We start from the raw sequence: 20,703 nt of genomic DNA on the forward strand, positions 1-20,703 counted from the left end.
GGCATGCGCCGGGCGCTCGAGGAGATCGGGACGCTCGGGCTCCCGCCCGACGCGGTCCTCGGCCCCGTTCCCGTCGAGGAGGACGGCGAGACGGACCGCGAGCGCGCCCTCGTGCGTTTCCCGTACGCCGACGGCAGTCGGGTCGCGACGACCCTGCGGGCCGCGGTGGTCGCCGAGGCGACCGGGCGACGCCGCGGGCGAGGGCGGACGCCGCGGACTACGCTCTCGATCAGGCTCGACATCACGGAGCCCGACCTGTGAGCGCCGCCTCCGCCGTCGTCCGCTCGCCGGATTCCCCTCGTCCCTTCCGGAAGGAACCTCTGATGCGTCTCGTCTTCGCCGGAACACCCGAAGCGGCCGTGCCGACCCTGCGACGCCTGGCGGGCGAGCACGAGGTGGTCGCGGTCGTCACGCGGCCGGACGCACCGCTCGGGCGCAAGCGCGTCCTCACGCCGTCACCGGTCGCGGCGGCCGCGGAGGAGCTCGGCCTCCCCGTGATCAGGGCGGCGAGGCTCGACGACGAGGCGACGGCGCGCATCGCGGGTCTGGCTCCGGAACTCGGCGTGATCGTCGCGTACGGCGGCCTCGTGCGCGAGCCCCTGCTCTCGACGCCGACGGCGGGATGGATCAACCTGCACTTCTCGATCCTTCCGCGCTGGCGCGGCGCGGCGCCGGTGCAGCGCGCGCTCATCGCCGGCGACCCGGAGCTCGGTGCCAGCGTGTTCCAGCTGGTCCCGGCCCTGGATGCGGGGGACATCTTCGCGGCGCGGACCTTCCCGGTCCCGCCGGACGCGACGGCCGACGAGGCATTGGCGTCGCTCGCGCGCGACGGCGCAGGTCTGGTCAGCGAGGTGGTGACCTCGATCGCGGAGGGATCGGCGAAGGCGGAGGCGCAGCAGGGGGAGCCGACGACAGCCGCCAAGCTCGATCTCTCGGACGGCCTGCTCGACTGGACGCGCCCGGCCGAGGAGGTGTTCGCTCGCTACCGGGGCGTGACCTCCGAGCCCGGAGCGCACACGCTCGTGGCGGGCGTGCCGGTGAAGGTCCGCGAACTGCGCCGTGCGGCGGGCGCCGACCGGCTGGAGCCCGGAGCGCTCCTCCTCCGCAAGGACGGCGTCCTCGTCGGGACCGCCACCGATCCGCTCCTGCTGACGCGCGTCCAGCCTGCGGGCAAGGCCGCGATGGCCGCGCCGGACTGGTTCCGCGGTCTGCGCACGGATGCGAGGGCCGGCGCGTGAGCGACCGCGACGGACGTTCCTCCCGCCGCTCGCGAGCCCGGGACTCGGCCCGTCCGGCCGGCGCGACGCCGGCCGGACGCACGAGCGCGGGACGAAACCCGCGCAGGGAGCAGGCGCGGGATGTCCAGCCGGCCCGCCGCGTCGCGTACGACGTGCTGAGGGCCGTGAGCGACTCGGACGCGTACGCCAACCTGCTGCTTCCCGCCGCGATCCGCGAGGCGGGCCTGTCCGCGCAGGACGCGGGCCTGGCCACGGAACTGGCCTACGGGACCCTCCGCCGCCGGGGGACGTACGACGCGGTCATCGCGCACGCGGCGGATCGGCCCGTCACCGAGATCGACCCCGCCGTGCTCGACGCGCTGCGCCTGGGCGCCCACCAGCTCCTCGGGACGCGGGTGGCCCGGCACGCGGCCGTGAACGAGTCGGTCACCCTCGTCGCGGGCGCGGCCGGGCGGGGAGCAGCGGGGTTCGCCAACGCCGTGCTGCGGCGCATCGGCGGACGCGACGCGGCGGAGTGGGAGGCGGAACTGGATCGCACCGCACGCTCCGACGACGAGCGCCTGGGACTGCGCAGCGCCCACCCGGTGTGGATCATCCGGGCGTTGCGCCGCGCGCTGGCGGCGGAAGGACGGGCACAGGAGCTGCCGGCTCTCCTGGACGCGGACAACGCCGCGCCGGAGGTGACGCTGGTGGCCCTGCCCGGGCTCGCCGAACCGCAGGAGCCGCGGCGCCCGTACGCCCCGACCGCGTTCGCCTCCCCGGGCGGCGATCCCGCGTCCGTGGTCCAGGAGCATGACGGGCGCGTCCGCGTGCAGGACGAGGGGTCCCAGCTCGTCGCCCTGGCTCTCGTCGAAGCAGCGCCGGTGCGGACGGGGGAGCGCTGGCTCGACCTGTGCGCCGGTCCCGGCGGCAAGACGGCCCTGCTCGCGGCGGAGGCCCTCCGCCGCGGCGCCTCGCTCGAGGCCAACGAGGTGGTCCCCGCCCGCGCGGGCCTGGTCCGCCGCGCGCTGCGGCCCATCCCCGCGGAGATCCCCGTCGCGGAGGAGGACGGGCGCGTCCTCGCCGCGCACCGCCCGGGGGCCTACGACCGGATCCTCGTCGACGCGCCGTGCACGGGCCTCGGCGCGTTGCGCCGCCGGCCGGAGGCGCGCTGGCGGAAGACGCCCGCCGACGTCGGGGAGCTCGTGGACCTGCAGGCGGAACTGCTGTCGTCGGCGCTGGACGCGCTCGCCCCGGGCGGGATCGTCGCGTACGTGACGTGCTCGCCGCACCTCGCCGAGACCGCCGGCGTCGTCGAGGAGGTCCTGCGCCGACGCGAGGACATCGACGAGCTCGACGCGCGTGCGGTCGTGCGAGCGGTGTCCCGGTCGCCGATCGACCTGCCCGAGCCCGCGTCCGGCCGGGGGCACGTCCAGCTCTGGCCCCACCGTCACGGCACGGACGCCATGTTCCTGGCGCTCCTGCGAAAGCGCGCCTGACGCGCGACCGCGCGTGCGCGGCGGCCGGTCGAGGGAGCGTCCACCCGGATAATGGGGGCATGGCCTCTCCGATCGACGCGTCCGACCTGCCCGCCGCTCCGCGGATCAACCCGAGCATCCTCGCCGCCGACTTCGTCAACATGCAGGCGGAGCTCGCCAGGATCGCGACCGCGGACTTCGCCCACGTCGACGTGATGGACAACCACTTCGTCCCGAACCTCACCTTCGGTCCGCAGATGGTCGAGCGGATCCAGGCGACGAGCCCGATCCCGCTGGACGTCCATCTGATGATCACGGATCCGGACCGCTGGGCACCGGGATACGCGGAGCTGGGCGCCGCGAGCGTCACGTTCCACCTCGAGGCCGCGCACGATCCGGTCGCCCTCGCCCGGACGCTGCGGGGGATCGGCGCGCGCGCGGGCGTGGCAATCAAGCCCGGCACCGCGGGGGAGCCGCTCTACGACATCCTGGACGAGTTCGATCAGATCCTCGTGATGACCGTCGAGCCGGGATTCGGCGGCCAGGGCTTCATGCCCGAGACGATGCCGAAGCTTGCCGCCCTCGTCGCCGAGGCGCGGCGGCGTGGCTCGGACGTCTGGTTCCAGGTGGACGGGGGCATCTCCGACGCCACCATCGCACAGGCCGCGGCCGCGGGCGCCGACACCTTCGTGGCGGGCTCCGCCGTCTACGGGCAGAAGGACGTCGAGGCTGCCGTCACGCGGCTCCGGGAGCTCGCACGAGCCGGTAGCCTGGACGGGTGAAGACCTTCGACGACCTTTTCGCCGAGCTCAGCCGGAAGGCTGCGGAGCGCCCCGAGGGTTCCGGCACGGTCCGCGAACTCGACGCGGGCGTCCATGCGATCGGCAAGAAGATCGTCGAGGAGGCGGCCGAGGTCTGGATGGCCGCCGAGTACGAGAGCGACGACGCCGCTGCCGAGGAGATCTCGCAGCTGCTCTACCACCTTCAGGTGCTGATGATCGCGAAGGGGCTGAGCACCGAGGACGTGTACCGACATCTCTGAGCCGATCCCGTCCGATCCGCTCCGAAGGAAAGACCCCAGAATGCTCCGCATCGCCGTCCCCAACAAGGGATCGCTGTCCGAGACCGCCGCCGAGATGCTCGCCGAGGCCGGCTACGCCGGTCGGCGGGACTCCAAGACCCTGCATGTCGTCGACGCCGACAACGGTGTCGAGTTCTTCTTCCTCCGCCCCCGGGACATCGCCACGTATGTCGCCTCCGGCGCCCTGGACGTGGGCATCACCGGACGCGATCTGCTCCGCGACGTCCGGCAGGAGGACGCACGCGAGATCGAACAGCTCGGTTTCGCCCGCTCCACGTTCCGGTTCGCCGGGCCCCCCGGGGTCTACCGCTCGATCGAGCAGCTCGCGGGCGTGCGCGTGGCCTCGGCGTACCCCGGTCTCGTCGACGACTTCCTCCGCGGCCACGGCGTCGAGGCGGAGCTCGTCCCGCTCGACGGCGCTGTCGAGTCCGCGGTCCGCCTCGGCGTCGCCGATGTGATCGCCGACGTCGTGGAGACCGGAACCACGCTCCGCCAGGCCGGACTCGAGATCTTCGGGCCGGTGATCATCGAGTCCGAGGCCGTGCTCATCAGCCGCCCCGGCGAGGTCGAGGGCACCGACACCCTGCTGCGACGGCTGCGCGGCGTGATGGTCGCGCGTCGCTACGTGCTGCTGGACTACGACCTGCCGGCCGACCTCGTCGACCAGGCGACCGAGATCGCGTCCGGGCGGGAGTCGCCAACGGTGTCGCCGCTGCGCGATCCCGCGTGGGTGGCCGTCCGGGTCATGATCCCGCGCGCCGGGATGAACCAGGTCATGGACGAGCTGTACGCGCTCGGCGCCCGCGCGATCCTCGTGACCGCCATCCACGCGGCGAGGCTCTGATGACCCTCGCCGCCCGGGTGATCCCCTGCCTCGACGTCGCGGACGGCCGCGTGGTCAAGGGCGTGAACTTCGAGAACCTCCGAGACATGGGCGATCCCGTCGAGCTCGCGCGCCACTACGCCGCGCAGGGCGCCGACGAGATCACCTTCCTCGACGTCACCGCGACCGTCGACGGCCGGGCGACGACCCACGACGTGGTCCGCCGCACCGCCGAGCAGGTGTTCGTCCCGCTGACGGTCGGAGGGGGAGTGCGCACGACGGAGGACGTCGCCCGCCTGCTGTCCGTCGGCGCCGACAAGATCGGCGTGAACTCCGCGGCGATCGCGCGGCCGGAGCTCGTCGGCGAGATCGCCGACCGGTTCGGCGCGCAGGTGCTCGTGCTCTCCCTCGACGTCAAGCGCAGCGATCGCACGCCTTCGGGCTTCGTCGTCACCACCCACGGCGGACGGACCGAGACCGACCTCGACGCGGCGGCATGGGCCCGCGAGGCGATCGAGCGCGGCGCCGGGGAGCTGCTCGTCAACTCGATCGACGCGGACGGCACCAAGGACGGGTTCGATCTGGAGCTCGTCGCCCTGATGCGGGAGATCTCCAGCGTCCCGGTGATCGCCTCCGGCGGCGCCGGCGTCGTGACGGACTTCCCCCCGGCGATCGCCGCAGGGGCGGACGCGGTGCTCGCGGCGAGCGTGTTCCACTCCGGGGCTCTCACCGTCGGCGACGTGAAGCAGGCGCTGCGCGAGGCGGGGGTGACGGTGCGATGACCGACGAGGAGAACGTCGAGACGGTGTCCGCCGCGGCGGTCCGCTGGAACGAGGACGGCCTGGTCCCCGTGGTCGTCCAGCAGTGGGACAGCCTCGAGGTCCTCATGCTCGCGTGGATGGACGAGGAGGCGCTGCGTCGCACGCTGACCACTGGCCGTGCCACCTATTGGTCGCGCTCGCGCCGGGAGTACTGGCGCAAGGGCGACACGTCCGGGCACGTGCAGCACGTCCGGGGCGCGCGACTCGACTGCGACGGCGACACGGTCCTGCTTGCGGTGGATCAGGTGGGCGTCGCCTGCCACACCGGCACCCGCACGTGCTTCGATTCGAGGGACCTGCATCCCCGTATCGGAGGCGAGGCCGGATGAGCGCCGCCACGTCGCGGTCCGGCAAGGCCGTCAGCATCCTGCTGATCGTCCTCGCCGGCGGCATCGGCATCATCTCGTCGACCCAGACGTGGCTCTCGGTGGTCCGCGCGGACGGCGGGGCGGAGGTCCCCGTGGCCGGTGCCACGGCGGTGCCGGTGCTGGCGCCGCTGAGCCTCACCGTTCTCGCCCTCGGCGCGGCCATCGCCCTCGTCGGCCCGGTGCTGCGCTACGTGTTCGCAACGATCGGTCTGCTCGTCGCCATCGTCCTCGAGGTGCTGACCTTGACCATCGTGATCCGGCGCCCGTTGTCGGCGGTCGCGCCGGCGCTGACCGAGGTCACGGGACTCGCCGGCGACGCCGCGCTCGGTCCCGTGGTCGAGGGGATCGCCCCGACGGCCTGGCCGTGGCTCGCCGGCCTCGCCTGGGCGCTGCTGGCGGTTGCGGCCGTCCTCGTGCTCCTGACGTCGCGGCGCTGGCGCACCGGGGGGCGGCGCTTCGAGACGAGTCCGCGGCCCGCGGACGGTCCCGTCGACGCGGTCGAGTCCTGGGACGAGCTCAGCCACGGGAGCGACCCGACTCGTTGACCGCGGCGTCGATCCCCGCGTCCGGCAGGGCGAACGGCTCCGCCCGCCGATCCCGATAGACTGGACCGGATCCCAGAGCACGTTCGGAGGAGAACATGACCAACCCCATCGCCGATCCCGGCCACGGACACTCGCCTGCCGCCTGGACCGCCGTGGTCATCATGCTGCTCGGCTTCACGATCGGCACCGTCGCGTTCTTCCTGGACATCCCCGCCGTCGTCTGGGCCTCGGCCGGACTCATCGTCGTCGGCCTGATCGTGGGCTGGATCCTCGCCAAGGCCGGTTACGGCGTGAAGGGCCCGAAGTACTCGCCGAAGGCGCACTGATGGTGCTCGCCGACCTCACGGCCGGCGCAGTCGAGGACGCGGTCCGACGCGAGCGGGAGCGTCCGCTCGCGGTCGTGGAGCGCGATGCCCTCGCGCGTCCTGCGGCCGCGGACGTGCGCGCGGCCCTCGCTCCGGCCGATCGCGTCAAGATCATCGCCGAGGTCAAGCGCGCGAGCCCCTCGCGGGGCCGGCTCGCCGAGATCCCGGACCCGGCGGCGCAGGCCGCGCTCTATGAGCGCGGGGGCGCCTCGGCCATCAGCGTCCTCACCGAGGAGCGTCGATTCGGCGGCAGCCTCGCCGACCTGGAGGCGGTCACAGCGGCGGTGTCGCTGCCCGTTCTCCGCAAGGATTTCATCGCCACGCCGTACCAGGTGCTCGAGGCGCGGGCGGCGGGCGCCGATCTCGCGCTGCTCATCGTCGCCGGGCTCGACCGCCGCGTCCTCGCGGAGCTCTACGCCCTGATCCGCGAGCTCGGCATGACGCCGCTCGTGGAGACGCACTCCGCCGAGGAGCTCGAGATCGCCATCGACCTCGGCGCCGATCTCATCGGCGTCAACGCTCGCGACCTCACCACGCTGGAGCTGGACCGGGACCTGTTCGGCCGGCTCGTGGACCGCATCCCGGACTCCGCGGTCAAGATCGCCGAGTCCGCGGTCCTGACGCCCGACGACGTCCGGCACTACCGGCAGGCCGGCGCCGACGTCGTGCTCATCGGCGAGGCCCTCGTCACCGGGGACCCGGTGGCCACCCTGGCGTCCTTCCTCGCCGCCGGCGAGGGGCGGGCGCATCACGGACCGAGCGACGCATGAGGCGCCGCGCGACACGGACGGAGGCGACGGCGTGAGCCTGCGCGACCAGCCCGGACCCCTTTTCGGCGACTTCGGCGGGCGGTACATGCCCGAATCGCTCATCGCCGCGATCGACGAGCTCACCGAGGCGTACGAACAGGCCGTCGCCGACCCCGCCTTCCAGGCGGAGCTCACGGCGCTGCTGCACTCGTACGCCGGACGCCCGTCGCCGATCACGGAGGTGCCGCGCTTCGCGGAGCACGCCGGTGGCGCCCGGGTGTTCCTCAAGCGCGAGGATCTCAACCACACGGGGTCCCACAAGATCAACAACGTGCTCGGCCAGGCGCTCCTGACCAAGCGCCTCGGCAAGACGCGCGTGATCGCGGAGACCGGGGCCGGACAGCACGGCGTGGCGACGGCCACGGCGGCCGCGCTGTTCGGCTTGGACTGCACGATCTACATGGGCGAGGTGGACACCGAGCGTCAGGCGTTGAACGTCGCGCGGATGCGACTGCTGGGCGCCGAGGTGGTGCCGGTCACGACCGGCTCGCGGACCCTCAAGGACGCCATCAACGACGCCTACCGGGACTGGGTGGCCAGCGTCGAGACGACCAACTACATCTTCGGCACCGCCGCAGGTCCCCACCCGTTCCCGGCCATGGTCCGCGACTTCCAGAAGATCATCGGCGAAGAGGCCCGAGCGCAGCTGGTCGAGGAGGCGGGGCGCCTTCCGGATGCGGTGGTCGCCTGCGTCGGCGGCGGATCCAACGCGATCGGCATGTTCGACGCCTTCCTCGACGACGAGGGCGTCCGGCTCTACGGGGTCGAGGCGGCCGGCGACGGCGTCGACAAGCACGCGGCGTCCATCGAGCGCGGACGCCCCGGCGTCCTCCACGGCGCACGGACCTTCGTCCTCCAGGACGAGGACGGCCAGACGATCGAGTCGCACTCGATCTCCGCCGGCCTCGACTACCCGGGCGTCGGACCGGAGCACGCCTGGCTCGCCGCGATCGGGCGGGCGGAGTACATCCCGGCGACCGATGACGAGGCCATGCAGGCTCTCCGCCTGCTGAGCCGCACGGAAGGCATCATCCCCGCGATCGAGTCCGCCCACGCCCTGGCCGGCGCGATCCGTCTCGGCCGCGAGCTCGGGCCGGACGCCGTCATCGCGGTGTGCCTGTCCGGCCGCGGCGACAAGGACATGGACACGGCCGCCCGCTACTTCGATCTGTACGACGACGAGGAGGGCGGCACGGCATGAGTCGCGTGGAAGAAGCGATCCAGCGCGCCCATGCCGAGGGACGGGGTGCGTTCATCGGATACCTCCCGGTGGGCTACCCGGACCTGGACACGAGCATCCGTGCGGCGATCACGCTCGCCGAGAACGGGGCCGACGTCATCGAGCTCGGCCCGCCCTACAGCGACCCGGTGATGGACGGCGCCATCATCCAGGAGGCCACGCAGGCCGCGCTGGCCGCGGGATTCCGCATGCGGGACCTCTTCACGGCCGTGCGGGCGATCACTGCCTCCGTCGACGTGCCGGTCGTGGTCATGACCTATTGGAACCCCGTCGTGCAGTACGGGGTCGACCGCTATGCGGACGACCTGCGCGACGCGGGCGGCGCCGGGCTGATCACTCCGGACATCACCCCCGAGGCCGCGCAGGAGTGGATCGACGCGAGCACGCGGACCGGCCTCGACCGGATCTTCCTGGCGGCACCGACCTCCAGCGACGAGAGACTCGACCTCGTGGTCGGCGCGTCCACCGGGTTCGTCTACACGGTCTCGACCATGGGGATCACGGGAGAGCGCGCCGAGCTCGACCGCGCGGCGCGGACGCTCGTCGAGCGTCTGCGGGCACACGGCGCGCACCGCGCGTGCGTGGGCATCGGCATCTCGAACGCCGAGCAGGTGGCGGGTGTCCTGGAGTACGCCGACGGCGCGATCGTCGGCACGGCGCTCGTCCGGGCGCTCCGCGACGGCGGGGTCGAGGGGCTGGCCGAGACCGCGCGCGCCCTGGCGGCCGGAACGCGTCGCGCCGAGTGACCCCGTAGACTCGTTCGCATGTCCTTCGCGCTCCAGAACGCCCTCTCGGGCGTGGTCGCCAGCATCCCGAGCCCGCCGGTCAGCTTCATCGACCTGGGTCCGCTGCGCATCCACTTCTACGCCCTCTGCATCATCACCGGCATCATCCTGGCCGTGCTGATCACGAACCACCGCCTCACGAAGCGCGGTGCGGAGCCCTGGGTCGTCATCGACATCGCCATCCTCGCCGTCCCGCTGGCGATCATCGCGGCGCGCATCTTCCACGTGCTGACCCACCCCGGCTTCTACTTCGGGCCGGGCAAGAACATCTGGGCCGTCTTCTACATCTGGGAGGGCGGCATCGCGATCTACGGCGCCCTCATCGGCGGCGCGATTGGGGCGTGGCTCGGGTGCAAGTGGAGCGGGATCCGGTTCTGGACGTTCGCGGACGCCCTCGCGCCCGGCCTTCTCCTCGCGCAGGCGATCGGCCGTTTCGGCAACTGGTTCAACCATGAGCTGTTCGGCCTGCCGACCGACCTCCCCTGGGGGCTGGAGATCGAGTCCACGAACCCGGCGTTCCCGGCGGGCCTGGCCGAGGGCACGCTGTTCCACCCGACGTTCCTGTACGAGGTCATCTGGAACAGCCTCGGCGTGATCGTCCTGCTGTGGCTCGGCCGCAAGCTCTTCTTCCAGTGGGGCAGGCTTTTCGCGGTCTACCTCATCTGGTACGGCGCAGGACGCATCGTCTGGGAGTCGATCCGGATCGATCCGAGCGAGATCTACCTCGGACTGCGCACCAACGTCTGGGCCGCGATCATCGGCGTCGTCGTCGGCATCGTGATCCTCGTGGTCCAGTCCCGCCGTCACCCGGGCATCGAGCCCTCGCCGTACATGCCCGGCCGAGGACGCAAGGACGCTGATGTAGAATCGGCGGACAGCTTGGACTTCGTCGACGTGAGCGCTCCTCCGTCCGACGAGGTCACCGCAGGAGCCTCAGCCACAAGCACCGCTCCCACGGACGCGGAAGGCACCCGTTAGCCGCACGTCCGTGAGGACTCCATCCCCCTCTGCCCGGCCAATGACGTCCCCGGGTCATCTCGAGATCTGAGGACGGTAACTGGTGTACTTCCAGCCTCCCTACGGCGCCTCCGGCGCATACCCCCCGAAGCAGGGGATGTTCAACCCCGCGTTCGAGAAGGACGCGTGCGGCCTGGCCATGGTCGCCACGCTCCGCGGCACGCCGGGTCACGACATCATCGCGCTGGCTCTGGAGGCCCTGCGCAACCTGGAGCACCGCGGGGCCATCGGCTCCGACGCGGGGACCGGGGACGGCGCGGGCATCCTCACGCAGATGCCGGATGCCTTCCTTCGCGAGGTCGTGCCGTTCGCTCTCCCCGATGCGGGGGAGTACGCGGCCGGCCTCGCTTTTCTGCCCCGGGACTCCGGGGCGCGACGTCAGCAGAAGGCGGGGATCGAGCGGATCGCCCGGGAGGAGGGGTTGACGGTCCTCGGCTGGCGCGGTGTCCCGACCGCGAACGAGCACCTCGGCAAGCTCGCCGACGAGGCCCGCCCCGCCTTCGAGCAGCTCTTCGTCTCCGCTCCCGCCGGAGATGCCGGCGAGGCCCCCTCCGGGATCGCCCTGGACCGTCTCGCCTACCGTCTGCGCAAGCGCGCCGGGCATGAGCTGGACGCCTACTTCGTCTCGCTGTCGAGCCGCACGCTCGGCTACAAGGGCATGGTCACGACCCTCCAGCTGGAGCCGTTCTACCCGGACCTGCAGGACGAGCGGTTCGCGTCCGAGCTCGCGGTCGTGCACTCCCGCTATTCGACCAACACCTTCCCGTCGTGGCCGCTGGCGCAGCCGCTGCGCATGCTCGCCCATAACGGGGAGATCAACACCGTCGGCGGCAATCGCAACTGGATGCGCGCCCGTCAGTCGCAGCTCGAGTCCGAGCTCCTCGGGGACATGCGCCCGCTGCTGCCGATCTGCACCGACGGCGCCAGCGACTCGGCCTCGTTCGACGAGGTCCTCGAGCTGCTGACGCTCACCGGACGGAGCCTTCCGCACGCCGTGATGATGATGGTGCCGGCCGCCTGGGAGAAGCAGGCCGACATCGACCCGCAGCTGCGCGCGTTCTACGAGTACCACTCGAACCAGATGGAGCCGTGGGACGGTCCTGCCGCCCTCATCTTCACCGACGGCACTCTCGTCGGCGCGACCCTCGACCGCAACGGCCTGAGGCCGGGCCGATGGACGGAGACGACCGACGGCCTCATCGTCATCGGCAGCGAGACCGGCGTCCTGGAGTTCGCACCGGAGCGCATCAAGCGCCGGGGCCGGCTGCAGCCGGGAACCATGTTCCTGGTCGACACCGCCCAGGGGCGCATCGTCGAGGACGAGGAGGTCAAGCGCGACCTCGCCCGCATGCACCCGTGGCAGGAGTGGCTGGATGCCGGGTCCGTCCGGCTGGCCGACCTCCCCGAGCGGGAGCACATCGTGCATCCGCCGGCATCCATCACCCGCCGCCAGCGCACCTTCGGCTACACCGAGGAGGAGGTGCGGATCCTGCTGACCCCGATGGGGCAGACCGGTGCCGAGCCGCTCGGCGCGATGGGCAGCGACACGCCCATCGCCGTCCTCAGCAAGCGGCCCCGGCTGTTGTTCGACTACTTCGTCCAGCAGTTCGCACAGGTCACGAACCCGCCGCTCGACGCAATCCGTGAAGAGGTCGTGACGAGCCTGCGCCTCGGTCTCGGCCCGGAGCGGAACCTGCTGAGCTGGAGCCCCGAGCACGCGCGCACCGTGACCCTGGACTTCCCGGTCATCGACAACGACGAGCTCGCGAAGATCCGTCACATCGATAAGGCCCTTCCCGACCGGTCCAGCGCGACCATCAAGGGGCTCTATCACTTCGACGCCGGCCCGCACACGATGCAGGAGCGCCTGGCGCAGATGTGCGCCGAGGCGGACGAGGCGATCGCGCGGGGCGCCGAGTTCCTCATCCTCTCGGACCGCGACTCCAACAAGGATCTCGTGCCGATCCCGTCGCTGCTGATGGTCGCGGCCGTGCACCACCACCTCATCCGGAACGAGAACCGGATGAAGGTCGGCCTGATCGTCGAGGCGGGCGACGTCCGCGAGGTGCATCACGTCGCCACCCTCATCGGCTACGGCGCATCCGCGGTGAACCCCTACCTGGCGATGGAGACGGTCGAGCACCTCGTGCGCACGGGCTTCATCACGGGCCTGACTCCGGAGAAGGCGGTCCGCAACCTCATCTACGCGCTCGGCAAGGGCGTGCTGAAGATCATGTCCAAGATGGGCATCTCCACCGTGTCCTCGTATGCGGGCGCGCAGGTGTTCGAGGCCGTCGGGCTGAGTCAGGACTTCGTCGACGCGTACTTCACCGGCACCGAGACGAAGCTCGGCGGGATCGGGATCGAGGACGTCTTCGCCGAGAACCAGGCGCGCCACGACTTCGCCTACCCGGAGGACGCCGCCGCGCGGGCGCATGAGCGCCTGTGGACGGGCGGCGAGTACCAGTGGCGCCGGGACGGGTCGCCGCATCTGTTCAACCCCGAGACCGTCTTCCGGCTGCAGCACTCCACCCGCACCCGCCGGTACGACGTGTTCCGTGAGTACACGAAGCTGGTGGACGACCAGTCGCGGGAGCTCAAGACCCTGCGGGGGCTCTTCGAGCTGCGCACGGGCGAGCGCCCGGCCGTGCCGCTCGACGAGGTCGAACCCGTCTCGTCGATCGTGAAGCGCTTCTCGACCGGCGCCATGAGCTACGGCTCGATCTCGCAGGAGGCGCACGAGACGCTCGCGATCGCGATGAACCGTCTGGGGGCCAAGTCGAACACCGGCGAGGGCGGGGAGGACCCCGAGCGCCTGGTGGATCCGGAGCGCCGCAGCGCCATCAAGCAGGTCGCCTCCGGCCGGTTCGGCGTCACGAGCCAGTACCTCACCGAGGCGGACGACATCCAGATCAAGCTCGCGCAGGGCGCCAAGCCCGGGGAGGGCGGCCAGCTGCCGCCGCAGAAGGTGTACCCCTGGGTGGCGCGGACCCGGCACGCGACGCCGGGCGTGGGACTCATCTCCCCGCCTCCGCACCACGACATCTACTCGATCGAGGATCTGAAGCAGCTGATCTTCGATCTCAAGCGCGCGAACCCGACGGCCCGGATCCACACCAAGCTCGTGAGCCAGTCGGGCATCGGGGCGGTCGCCGCCGGCGTCGCCAAGGCGCTCAGCGACGTCGTCCTCGTGTCCGGTCATGACGGTGGCACGGGCGCGAGCCCGCTGAACTCGCTGAAGCACGCCGGCACCCCCTGGGAGCTGGGTCTCGCCGAGACGCAGCAGACGCTCATGCTCAACGGCATGCGCGACCGTGTCGTCGTCCAGGTCGACGGCCAGCTCAAGACCGGCCGGGACGTCGTCATCGGCGCCCTGCTGGGCGCGGAGGAGTTCGGCTTCGCCACGGCGCCGCTCGTCGTCAGCGGGTGCATCATGATGCGGGTCTGCCACCTGGACACCTGCCCGGTGGGCGTGGCCACCCAGAATCCCGTGCTACGGGAGCGTTTCACGGGCAAGCCGGAGTTCGTGGTGAACTTCATGGAGTTCATCGCCGAGGAGGTCCGCGAGATCCTCGCCCAGCTCGGGTTCCGCTCGCTCGACGAGATCATCGGACGCACGGACCTGCTGCGCACGGATGCAGCGGTCCGGCACTGGAAGACGGAGGGACTGGACCTCGCCCCGATCCTGGAGGGTCCGGAGTTCCCCGCGAGCGAGCCGCGCCGCAGCGCACGCGCGCAGGACCACGAGCTCGAGAAGCACTTCGACGCCGCGCTGCTCGAGATCGCCGCCGAGGCGCTGGAGGACAAGTCCCCCGTCGTGCTGGAGCTGCCGATCCGCAACACCGAGCGCGCGGTCGGCACCATGCTCGGCCATGCCGTGACCGCTCGCCATGGCGCGGCGGGCCTGCCCAGGGAGACGATCGACATCACCCTGCACGGGACCGCAGGACAGTCCCTCGGGGCCTTCCTGCCGCACGGCATCATCCTGCGGCTCGAGGGCGACGCCAACGACTACGTGGGCAAGGGGCTCTCGGGCGGCGACATCACGATCAGACCGCCCCGGGAGGCGACGTTCGCTCCGCACCGCAACGTCATCGCCGGCAACGTCATCGGATACGGTGCGACCGGCGGGACGATGTACATCTCGGGCGTCGTCGGCGAGCGGTTCCTCGTGCGCAACTCGGGAGCCACCGCGGTCGTCGAGGGCGTGGGCGACCACGCGCTCGAGTACATGACCGGGGGCGTCGCCGTCATCCTCGGACGCACCGGCCGCAACCTCGGAGCGGGCATGTCGGGGGGCGTCGCCTACGTGCGGGGGCTGCGCGCCGACAGCGTCAACGCGCAGTCCCTCGATACGGGAGAGCTGACGCTCGAGCCGCTGGATCGGGCCGATCTGGAGGTCCTTCGGAGCCTGCTCGTCGAACACGTCGAGCGCACCTCCTCGCCCTTGGGCGAGGAGATCCTGTCGGACTTCGAGCGCGAGGCGTCCGAGTTCGTGAAGGTTCTCCCGCGCGACTTCGCGGCCGTGCGCCGCACGCGCGAGGAGGCCGAGGCCGCGGGGCTCGACCCCGACGGCGACATCGTGTGGAACCGCATCCTGGAGGTGACCGGTGGCTGACCCCAAGGGCTTCCTTAAGGTGACGGAGCGGGAGCTTCCCGCTCGTCGTCCCGTCCCCGTCCGCATCATGGACTGGAAGGAGGTGTACCAGCCCGGCGATACCGCGGTGCTGCGACGCCAGGCCGGCCGGTGCATGGACTGCGGCATCCCGTTCTGCCACTCGGGCTGCCCGCTGGGCAACCTCATCCCGGAGTGGAACGACCTGACCTGGCGCGGCGAAGGCCGCGCGGCGAGCGAGCGCCTCCACGCCACGAACAACTTCCCGGAGTTCACCGGACGGCTGTGCCCGGCACCGTGCGAGAGCGCCTGCGTGCTCGGCATCAACCAGCCCGCCGTCACGATCAAGCAGGTCGAGGTCTCGATCGCCGACGAGGCCTTCGCCAAGGGCTGGATCGAACCGGAGCTTCCGGCGCGCCTGACCGGGAAGACGGTCGCGGTCGTGGGATCGGGCCCGGCAGGACTCGCCGCCGCACAGCAGCTGACCCGCGCGGGCCACACGGTGGCGGTCTTCGAACGCGACGACCGCATCGGCGGCCTGCTTCGCTACGGGATCCCCGACTTCAAGATGGAGAAGGGCATCCTGGACACCCGTCTCCGGCAGATGCAGGAGGAGGGCACGCGTTTCCGTGCGGGCGTCGAGATCGGCGTCGACATCTCCTGGGACGACCTGCGCGCCCGCTACGACGCGGTCGTGGTCTGCACCGGATCGACGGTCCCGCGCGACCTGCCGATCCCGGGACGGGACCTCGACGGGATCCACTTCGCCATGGAGTACCTGGTGGAGTCGAACAAGGCCGTCGCGGGCGACCCGGTGCAGAACCAGATCACCGCGGAGGGCAAGCACGTCGTCGTCATCGGCGGCGGCGACACTGGAGCGGACTGCATCGGCACGGCTCACCGGCAGGGGGCGCTCAGCGTCACGAACCTGGCGATCGGCCGTCAGCCGGGCACGGCGCGGCCCGAGCACCAGCCGTGGCCCATGATGCCGACTGTGTTCGAGGTCCAGTCCGCCCACGAGGAGGGCGGGGAGCGCGTCTATCTCGCCTCGACCGTGGAGTTCCTCGCCAACGACGCCGGCGAGGTCCGAGCCCTGCGCGTGGCGGAGACGGAGTTCGTCGACGGTCGCCGGGTCCCCAAGAGCGGGACCGAGCGGGAGATCCCTGCGGACCTCGTCCTCATCGCGATGGGCTTCACCGGTCCGGAGCAGGACCGGTTCGGCGGCGACACGCGGCCGCGGTTCACGGAGCGCGGGGTGCTCGCGCGCGACGACGAGTACGCATCGACGGAGAGCGGCCTGTTCGTGGCCGGTGACGCCGGCCGCGGCCAGTCGCTCATCGTGTGGGCGATCGCCGAGGGGCGGGCCGCCGCGGCGGGTGTGGACCGCTATCTGATGGGGGAGACGGTGCTGCCGGCCCCGGTCCGACCGACCGATCTCGCTATCGGCCTCCAGCCCGCGTAGGCTGGGGCCGGCAGCGTGGCCGCAACATCCATCCCCCTCGAACACTCGGAGACACAGCTTTGAGACGTGCCAAGATCGTCGCCACACTCGGACCCGCGACCTCGACGTATGAGACCGTGCGGGCCCTCATCGATGCGGGGGTGGACGTCGCACGACTGAACCTCAGCCACGGCGACTACTCCGTCCACGACAACAACTACGCGAACGTGCGTCGCGCCGCAGAGGACGCGGGGCGAGCCGTCGCGATCCTCGTGGATCTGCAGGGCCCGAAGATCCGGCTCGGCAAGTTCGAGGGCGGCCCGTACGAGCTCGAGGTCGGGGACATCTTCAAGATCACGACCGAGGACATCATCGGCAACCGGGAGATCTCCGGCACGACGTTCAAGGGTCTGCCGCAGGACGTCAAGCCCGGGGACTTCCTCCTCATCGACGACGGAAAGGTGCGCGTCGAGGTCGTCGAGACCGACGGCACCGTCGTCACCACGCGCGTGGTCGTCGCCGGCGCCGTCTCGAACAACAAGGGCATCAACCTTCCGGGCGTCGCGGTGAACGTGCCGGCGCTCAGCGAGAAGGACGAGTCGGACCTGCGCTGGGGCCTGCGCTCGGGCGCCGACCTGATCGCCCTGTCCTTCGTGCGCAACGCGCAGGATGTCGAGCGCGTGCACGAGATCATGGCGGAGGAGGGCTTCCGCGTCCCCGTCTTCGCGAAGATCGAGAAGCCCCAGGCGGTGGACAACCTCGAGGAGATCGTGGCGGCCTTCGACGGCATCATGGTCGCCCGCGGCGACCTGGGTGTCGAGCTTCCGCTCGAGGCGGTGCCGATCGTGCAGAAGCGCGCCGTGGAGCTCGCGCGCCAGAACGCGAAGCCGGTCATCGTCGCGACCCAGATGCTGGAGTCGATGATCTCGAGCCCGGTGCCCACGCGCGCGGAGACGTCGGACGTCGCCAACGCGGTCCTGGACGGCGCGGACGCCGTGATGCTGTCCGGCGAGACGAGCGTGGGGGAGTACCCCGTCGTCGTCGTCGAGACGATGGCGCGCATCATCGAGTCCACCGAGGAGCACGGCCTGGAGCGGATCCTTCCGCTCACCAACAAGCCGCACACCCAGGGCGGGATCATCACGCTCGCCGGCGAGGAGGTCGCCGAGTTCGTCGGCGCGAAGTACATCTGCGTGTTCACGCAGTCGGGCGATTCGGCGCGACGTATGTCCCGCCTCCGCTCCCGGATCCCGATGCTCGCCTTCACCCCGGAGCCGAGCATCCGGCGTCGCCTTGCGATCACCTGGGGGATCCGCTCGGTTCTGGTCGACGTCGTCGAGCACACGGACATGATGTTCCACCAGGTCGACGAGTACCTTCTCGGCCAGGGACTCGCCGCGGAGGGCGACAAGGTGGTGGTGATCTCCGGATCGCCTCCCGGGATCATCGGCTCGACCAACGACATCCGCGTCCACAAGGTGGGCGACGCGGTGGGCGGCGCGGCGCCGGTCTACAAAGCGCAGGCGTGATTCGTCCGGAGGGGCGGGGCTTCGGCTCCGCCCCTCCGTCGTCCTGCGAAGCGGCCGGCATCGCTGCGATAGGCTCGTCTGCGGGCCGGCGTGGCGGAATGGCAGACGCGGAGCACTCAAAATGCTTTGTCCGAAAGGGCGTGTGGGTTCGAGTCCCACCGCCGGCACCGACGGCGATGGGCCGCGAACCCTGCAGGGATCGCGGCCCATCGTCACGCCGCCCCTCACGGACGGGGAGCGTGCCGCCGGTGTCGGACGGTGCGATGGGCGGCGTTCACCCGTTCCCGCGACCGACGGCGAGCGGGATCACCGGTGAGGACGCGGCGCCCCCACCCGTACCCCGGCCGCCGGGGGCGAGATATCTCGCATGCAGCTGACCGCAGGCCGCATCGATTCGGGAACCGAGCTGCCGTCGTCTGGTCGCGTGGACGCCGTGGGCGGTCAGCGTCTCGACGAACGCGTCGACATCGCGAGACGACGGCGCACGGTACTCGGGAGCGGCGCCGGCCGCTTCGTTGTAGCGGATGACGCTCACGTGGAACAGCTCCGGCCGCGCACGGGCGGACACCAGCTCGACCAGGGCGCGGGCATGGTCTTCGCTGTCGTTGACACCGGCGATCAGCAGGTACGCGAGATAGACCTTGCGACGGCTCAGGGCGACGTGCCGATCGAGGATGTCGAGGTTCTGTGCGAGCGGGAATCGGCGCTCGAGGGGGATGATCCCCTCTCTCTGCTCCGGGAACGCCGAGTGCACCGACAGAGTGATCGTCAGCTGAGGATGCTCGGTGACCAGACGCTCCAGGTTCGGTGCGAACCCCACCGTGGACACGGTGATCCTCCGCGCCGACATGCCGGCGTACGCGCTGTCCGTCAGCAGCGTCAGCGCATCGAAGAGGTGCGGGTTCGCGAGCGCCTCGCCCATGCCCATGAAGGCCACGCTGGCCGGTCTCGGCAGCTCGGCCCTGGTCCACCAGGGATGCATGACCTGAGCGATCATCTCGTCGGCGCTGAGGTTGCGGATCAGCCCGACAGCACCGGTGGCGCAGAACGTGCATCCCAGGCCGCAGCCGGCCTGGGAAGAGATGCACATCGAGTCCCAGCCGTCTCGATAGTGCGAGACCACGGTCTCGATGCGTGCGCCGCTCTCCGATGCGAACAGCACCTTCTCCACTTGTTCGTCGCGTTGGCGATCCAGGACCCGGAGGGGGTGCAGCAGGGCGCCGAACGTCTCCGTCAGCTCCTGACGCAGGCGGAGAGGGAGGGCGTGGACATCGGCGAAGGTCTCCGCGGTGGATCCTTTCCATGCGGTGATGAGCTGCGCGAACCGGAACGACGGCTCGCCAGACTGTGCGAGGTGGTCGCGGATCCGCATCCAGCGGCTCCGCGTGGTCAACGACAGGCCCATGCTCCACCGTCCTTTCGGAGCTGGATCTCGCAGGGCCGGGACAGGCCGGGAGGCGGCGTCGTGCCCGGGGCGCGTCCGGGTCGTGGGGCGGGGAGAGAGGTGCGGTCGTACATGGCGGTGCCTTTCATCGGCGAGAGCGGGCGCCAGGGGACTGGCAGGGCAACCGACGACGGAACCGTGAGACGGAGCGCACTCTGGGGCGCGGCAACGGCAGGAGGACCGGGGTCCGATGAGGCGCGCGGCGCGAGAGAGCCCCGCGCGGGGCGTCCCGCACGGAAGCGACGTCGGGCAGGACGAACATGCCGGTGGGGACCGCACCACGCACGCATCCGTGCCTCGCGGAGCGGGTCTGTGCGCGACGGAGAAGGGTCGATCACGCGCGCGGGAGATGCCCGCACGGGGAGGAGCCACCGGATGCTCGGCGGCTAGGCTCTGTCGACCTCGATCATCTCCACGGCCCCGATCATACCGGCGCAGCGATGTCCGTGATGGCGTTCGGCGCCCTTCCCCGCCGGCGGCGCACCGGCACCGGGCGCTCGCTTCTCGGCGAGGCTCGCGTCGTCAGGTCCGGGTGAACCGGTGCATCGCGTCCTCGTCGGACGGATCCGGATCGAGGCCCTGATGGGACCACCCGACGGCGGTGAAGAACGCGAAGGCGCCGGCGTTCTCTTGGTCCACGTAGGCGACCCACTCGTCGTTCGCGGGATGTCCTGGCCATGCGAGCGCGGCGTCCAGTGCGCGGCGTCCCAGGGAGCTGCGGCGTCGCGCCGGATCCACGGCGAGGTCCGTGACGGCGTGGGGGAGACCGGCGGCCCCGTGGTCGGCGCCGCCCCACACGATCCCGATCAGCGCCACGGGCGCGCCCGTGCCGGAATCGGCACCGGGCTCCTCGACGACGAGCTCGACCCCGTCGGTCTCGGTCAGCACATGGTCCCGCCACTCCTCGTCGAGGGGACCGAGCTCGCGGTCGAGCGTCTCGTCCTCGAACCACCGCTGGACCCAGCCCCAGTCCGAGCGCCGGAACCGGCGCACCGTCAGCGGCGCGGTCGAGGAACGGAGGGAGCCGGTCACGATCGAAACGATAGCCGAAACGGTCAGGCGGCGATCCGGCCGACGCGGGGCACGCGACCGCCGGGAGGGAGAGGCGTCCCCTAGAATGGATCC

Annotated in this window: 18 protein-coding genes, 1 tRNA gene and 1 pseudogene; 18 read left to right on the forward strand and 2 right to left on the reverse strand. The window is 71.3% G+C overall.

The features are described 5' to 3' along the window. The 18 genes and pseudogenes from MR1_RS19985 to MR1_RS03845 form a co-directional block, all read left to right on the forward strand. Positions 1-261, forward strand: a pseudogene (locus MR1_RS19985) (primosomal protein N'); the annotation flags it as partial. Positions 262-323: 62 nt separating this feature from the next. After that, positions 324-1,238 (forward strand): methionyl-tRNA formyltransferase, encoded by a 915-nt coding sequence (gene fmt, locus MR1_RS03765; protein ID WP_067243351.1) that lies wholly within the window; start codon positions 324-326, stop codon positions 1,236-1,238. Next, positions 1,235-2,716, forward strand: a complete 1,482-nt coding sequence (locus MR1_RS03770) for an RsmB/NOP family class I SAM-dependent RNA methyltransferase (RefSeq protein ID WP_084344350.1) — start codon at positions 1,235-1,237, stop codon at positions 2,714-2,716. The genes fmt and MR1_RS03770 overlap by 4 nt, the downstream gene beginning before the upstream one ends. 59 nt (positions 2,717-2,775) lie before the next feature. Next, the gene (gene rpe / locus MR1_RS03775; protein ID WP_067243352.1) at positions 2,776-3,477 is read left to right on the forward strand and encodes a ribulose-phosphate 3-epimerase; all 702 of its coding nucleotides are present in this window, start codon (positions 2,776-2,778) and stop codon (positions 3,475-3,477) included. Further along, positions 3,474-3,737: a phosphoribosyl-ATP diphosphatase gene (locus MR1_RS03780; protein ID WP_067243353.1), complete on the forward strand. Its 264-nt coding sequence runs from the start codon at positions 3,474-3,476 to the stop codon at positions 3,735-3,737. The genes rpe and MR1_RS03780 overlap by 4 nt, the downstream gene beginning before the upstream one ends. A 40-nt stretch (positions 3,738-3,777) precedes the next feature. Then, positions 3,778-4,620, forward strand: a complete 843-nt coding sequence (hisG, locus tag MR1_RS03785) for an ATP phosphoribosyltransferase (protein ID WP_067243354.1) — start codon at positions 3,778-3,780, stop codon at positions 4,618-4,620. Next, positions 4,620-5,381 (forward strand): imidazole glycerol phosphate synthase subunit HisF, encoded by a 762-nt coding sequence (gene hisF, locus MR1_RS03790; RefSeq protein WP_067243355.1) that lies wholly within the window; start codon positions 4,620-4,622, stop codon positions 5,379-5,381. Before hisG ends, hisF begins: the two co-directional genes overlap by 1 nt. Then, entirely contained in the window at positions 5,378-5,749 is a 372-nt protein-coding gene (gene hisI, locus MR1_RS03795) for a phosphoribosyl-AMP cyclohydrolase (protein WP_067243356.1), read from the forward strand. The genes hisF and hisI overlap by 4 nt, the downstream gene beginning before the upstream one ends. After that, positions 5,746-6,333, forward strand: coding sequence for a Trp biosynthesis-associated membrane protein (locus MR1_RS03800; RefSeq protein ID WP_067243357.1), 588 nt, complete (start codon positions 5,746-5,748; stop codon positions 6,331-6,333). Before hisI ends, MR1_RS03800 begins: the two co-directional genes overlap by 4 nt. Before the next feature lie 95 nt (positions 6,334-6,428). Further along, positions 6,429-6,659, forward strand: a complete 231-nt coding sequence (locus MR1_RS03805) for a DUF6704 family protein (RefSeq protein ID WP_067243358.1) — start codon at positions 6,429-6,431, stop codon at positions 6,657-6,659. A gap of 2 nt (positions 6,660-6,661) precedes the next feature. Further along, complete coding sequence (gene trpC, locus MR1_RS03810) at positions 6,662-7,468, forward strand: indole-3-glycerol phosphate synthase TrpC (RefSeq protein ID WP_067243414.1); 807 nt, start codon at positions 6,662-6,664, stop codon at positions 7,466-7,468. Positions 7,469-7,499: 31 nt separating this feature from the next. Then, entirely contained in the window at positions 7,500-8,708 is a 1,209-nt protein-coding gene (gene trpB / locus MR1_RS03815; RefSeq protein ID WP_067243359.1) for a tryptophan synthase subunit beta, read from the forward strand. Further along, complete coding sequence (trpA, locus tag MR1_RS03820; protein WP_067243360.1) at positions 8,705-9,493, forward strand: tryptophan synthase subunit alpha; 789 nt, start codon at positions 8,705-8,707, stop codon at positions 9,491-9,493. The genes trpB and trpA overlap by 4 nt, the downstream gene beginning before the upstream one ends. An 18-nt stretch (positions 9,494-9,511) precedes the next feature. Next, entirely contained in the window at positions 9,512-10,510 is a 999-nt protein-coding gene (lgt, locus tag MR1_RS03825; RefSeq protein ID WP_067243361.1) for a prolipoprotein diacylglyceryl transferase, read from the forward strand. Positions 10,511-10,646: 136 nt separating this feature from the next. Next, entirely contained in the window at positions 10,647-15,167 is a 4,521-nt protein-coding gene (gene gltB, locus MR1_RS03830) for a glutamate synthase large subunit (RefSeq protein ID WP_067243415.1), read from the forward strand. Continuing rightward, on the forward strand, positions 15,160-16,626 hold the full coding sequence (locus MR1_RS03835) for a glutamate synthase subunit beta (protein ID WP_067243362.1): 1,467 nt from the start codon (positions 15,160-15,162) through the stop codon (positions 16,624-16,626). Before gltB ends, MR1_RS03835 begins: the two co-directional genes overlap by 8 nt. A gap of 59 nt (positions 16,627-16,685) precedes the next feature. Then, positions 16,686-18,134: a pyruvate kinase gene (gene pyk, locus MR1_RS03840; RefSeq protein ID WP_067243363.1), complete on the forward strand. Its 1,449-nt coding sequence runs from the start codon at positions 16,686-16,688 to the stop codon at positions 18,132-18,134. Positions 18,135-18,218: 84 nt separating this feature from the next. Next, positions 18,219-18,301: transfer RNA gene (locus MR1_RS03845), tRNA-Leu, on the forward strand. 107 nt (positions 18,302-18,408) lie between these two features. On the opposite strand, the gene MR1_RS03850 is transcribed toward MR1_RS03845, so the two are convergent. Together MR1_RS03850 and MR1_RS03855 are read right to left on the reverse strand one after the other, a co-directional pair. Then, entirely contained in the window at positions 18,409-19,539 is a 1,131-nt protein-coding gene (locus MR1_RS03850) for a radical SAM protein (protein ID WP_084344352.1), read from the reverse strand. A gap of 561 nt (positions 19,540-20,100) precedes the next feature. Next, positions 20,101-20,610: a GNAT family N-acetyltransferase gene (locus MR1_RS03855; RefSeq protein WP_067243364.1), complete on the reverse strand. Its 510-nt coding sequence runs from the start codon at positions 20,608-20,610 to the stop codon at positions 20,101-20,103. Between the last annotated feature and the right edge of the window lie 93 nt (positions 20,611-20,703).

The sequence above is a fragment of the Microbacterium resistens NBRC 103078 genome, from assembly GCF_001552355.1.
In the GTDB taxonomy this organism is placed as follows: Bacteria; Actinomycetota; Actinomycetes; order Actinomycetales; family Microbacteriaceae; genus Microbacterium; species Microbacterium resistens.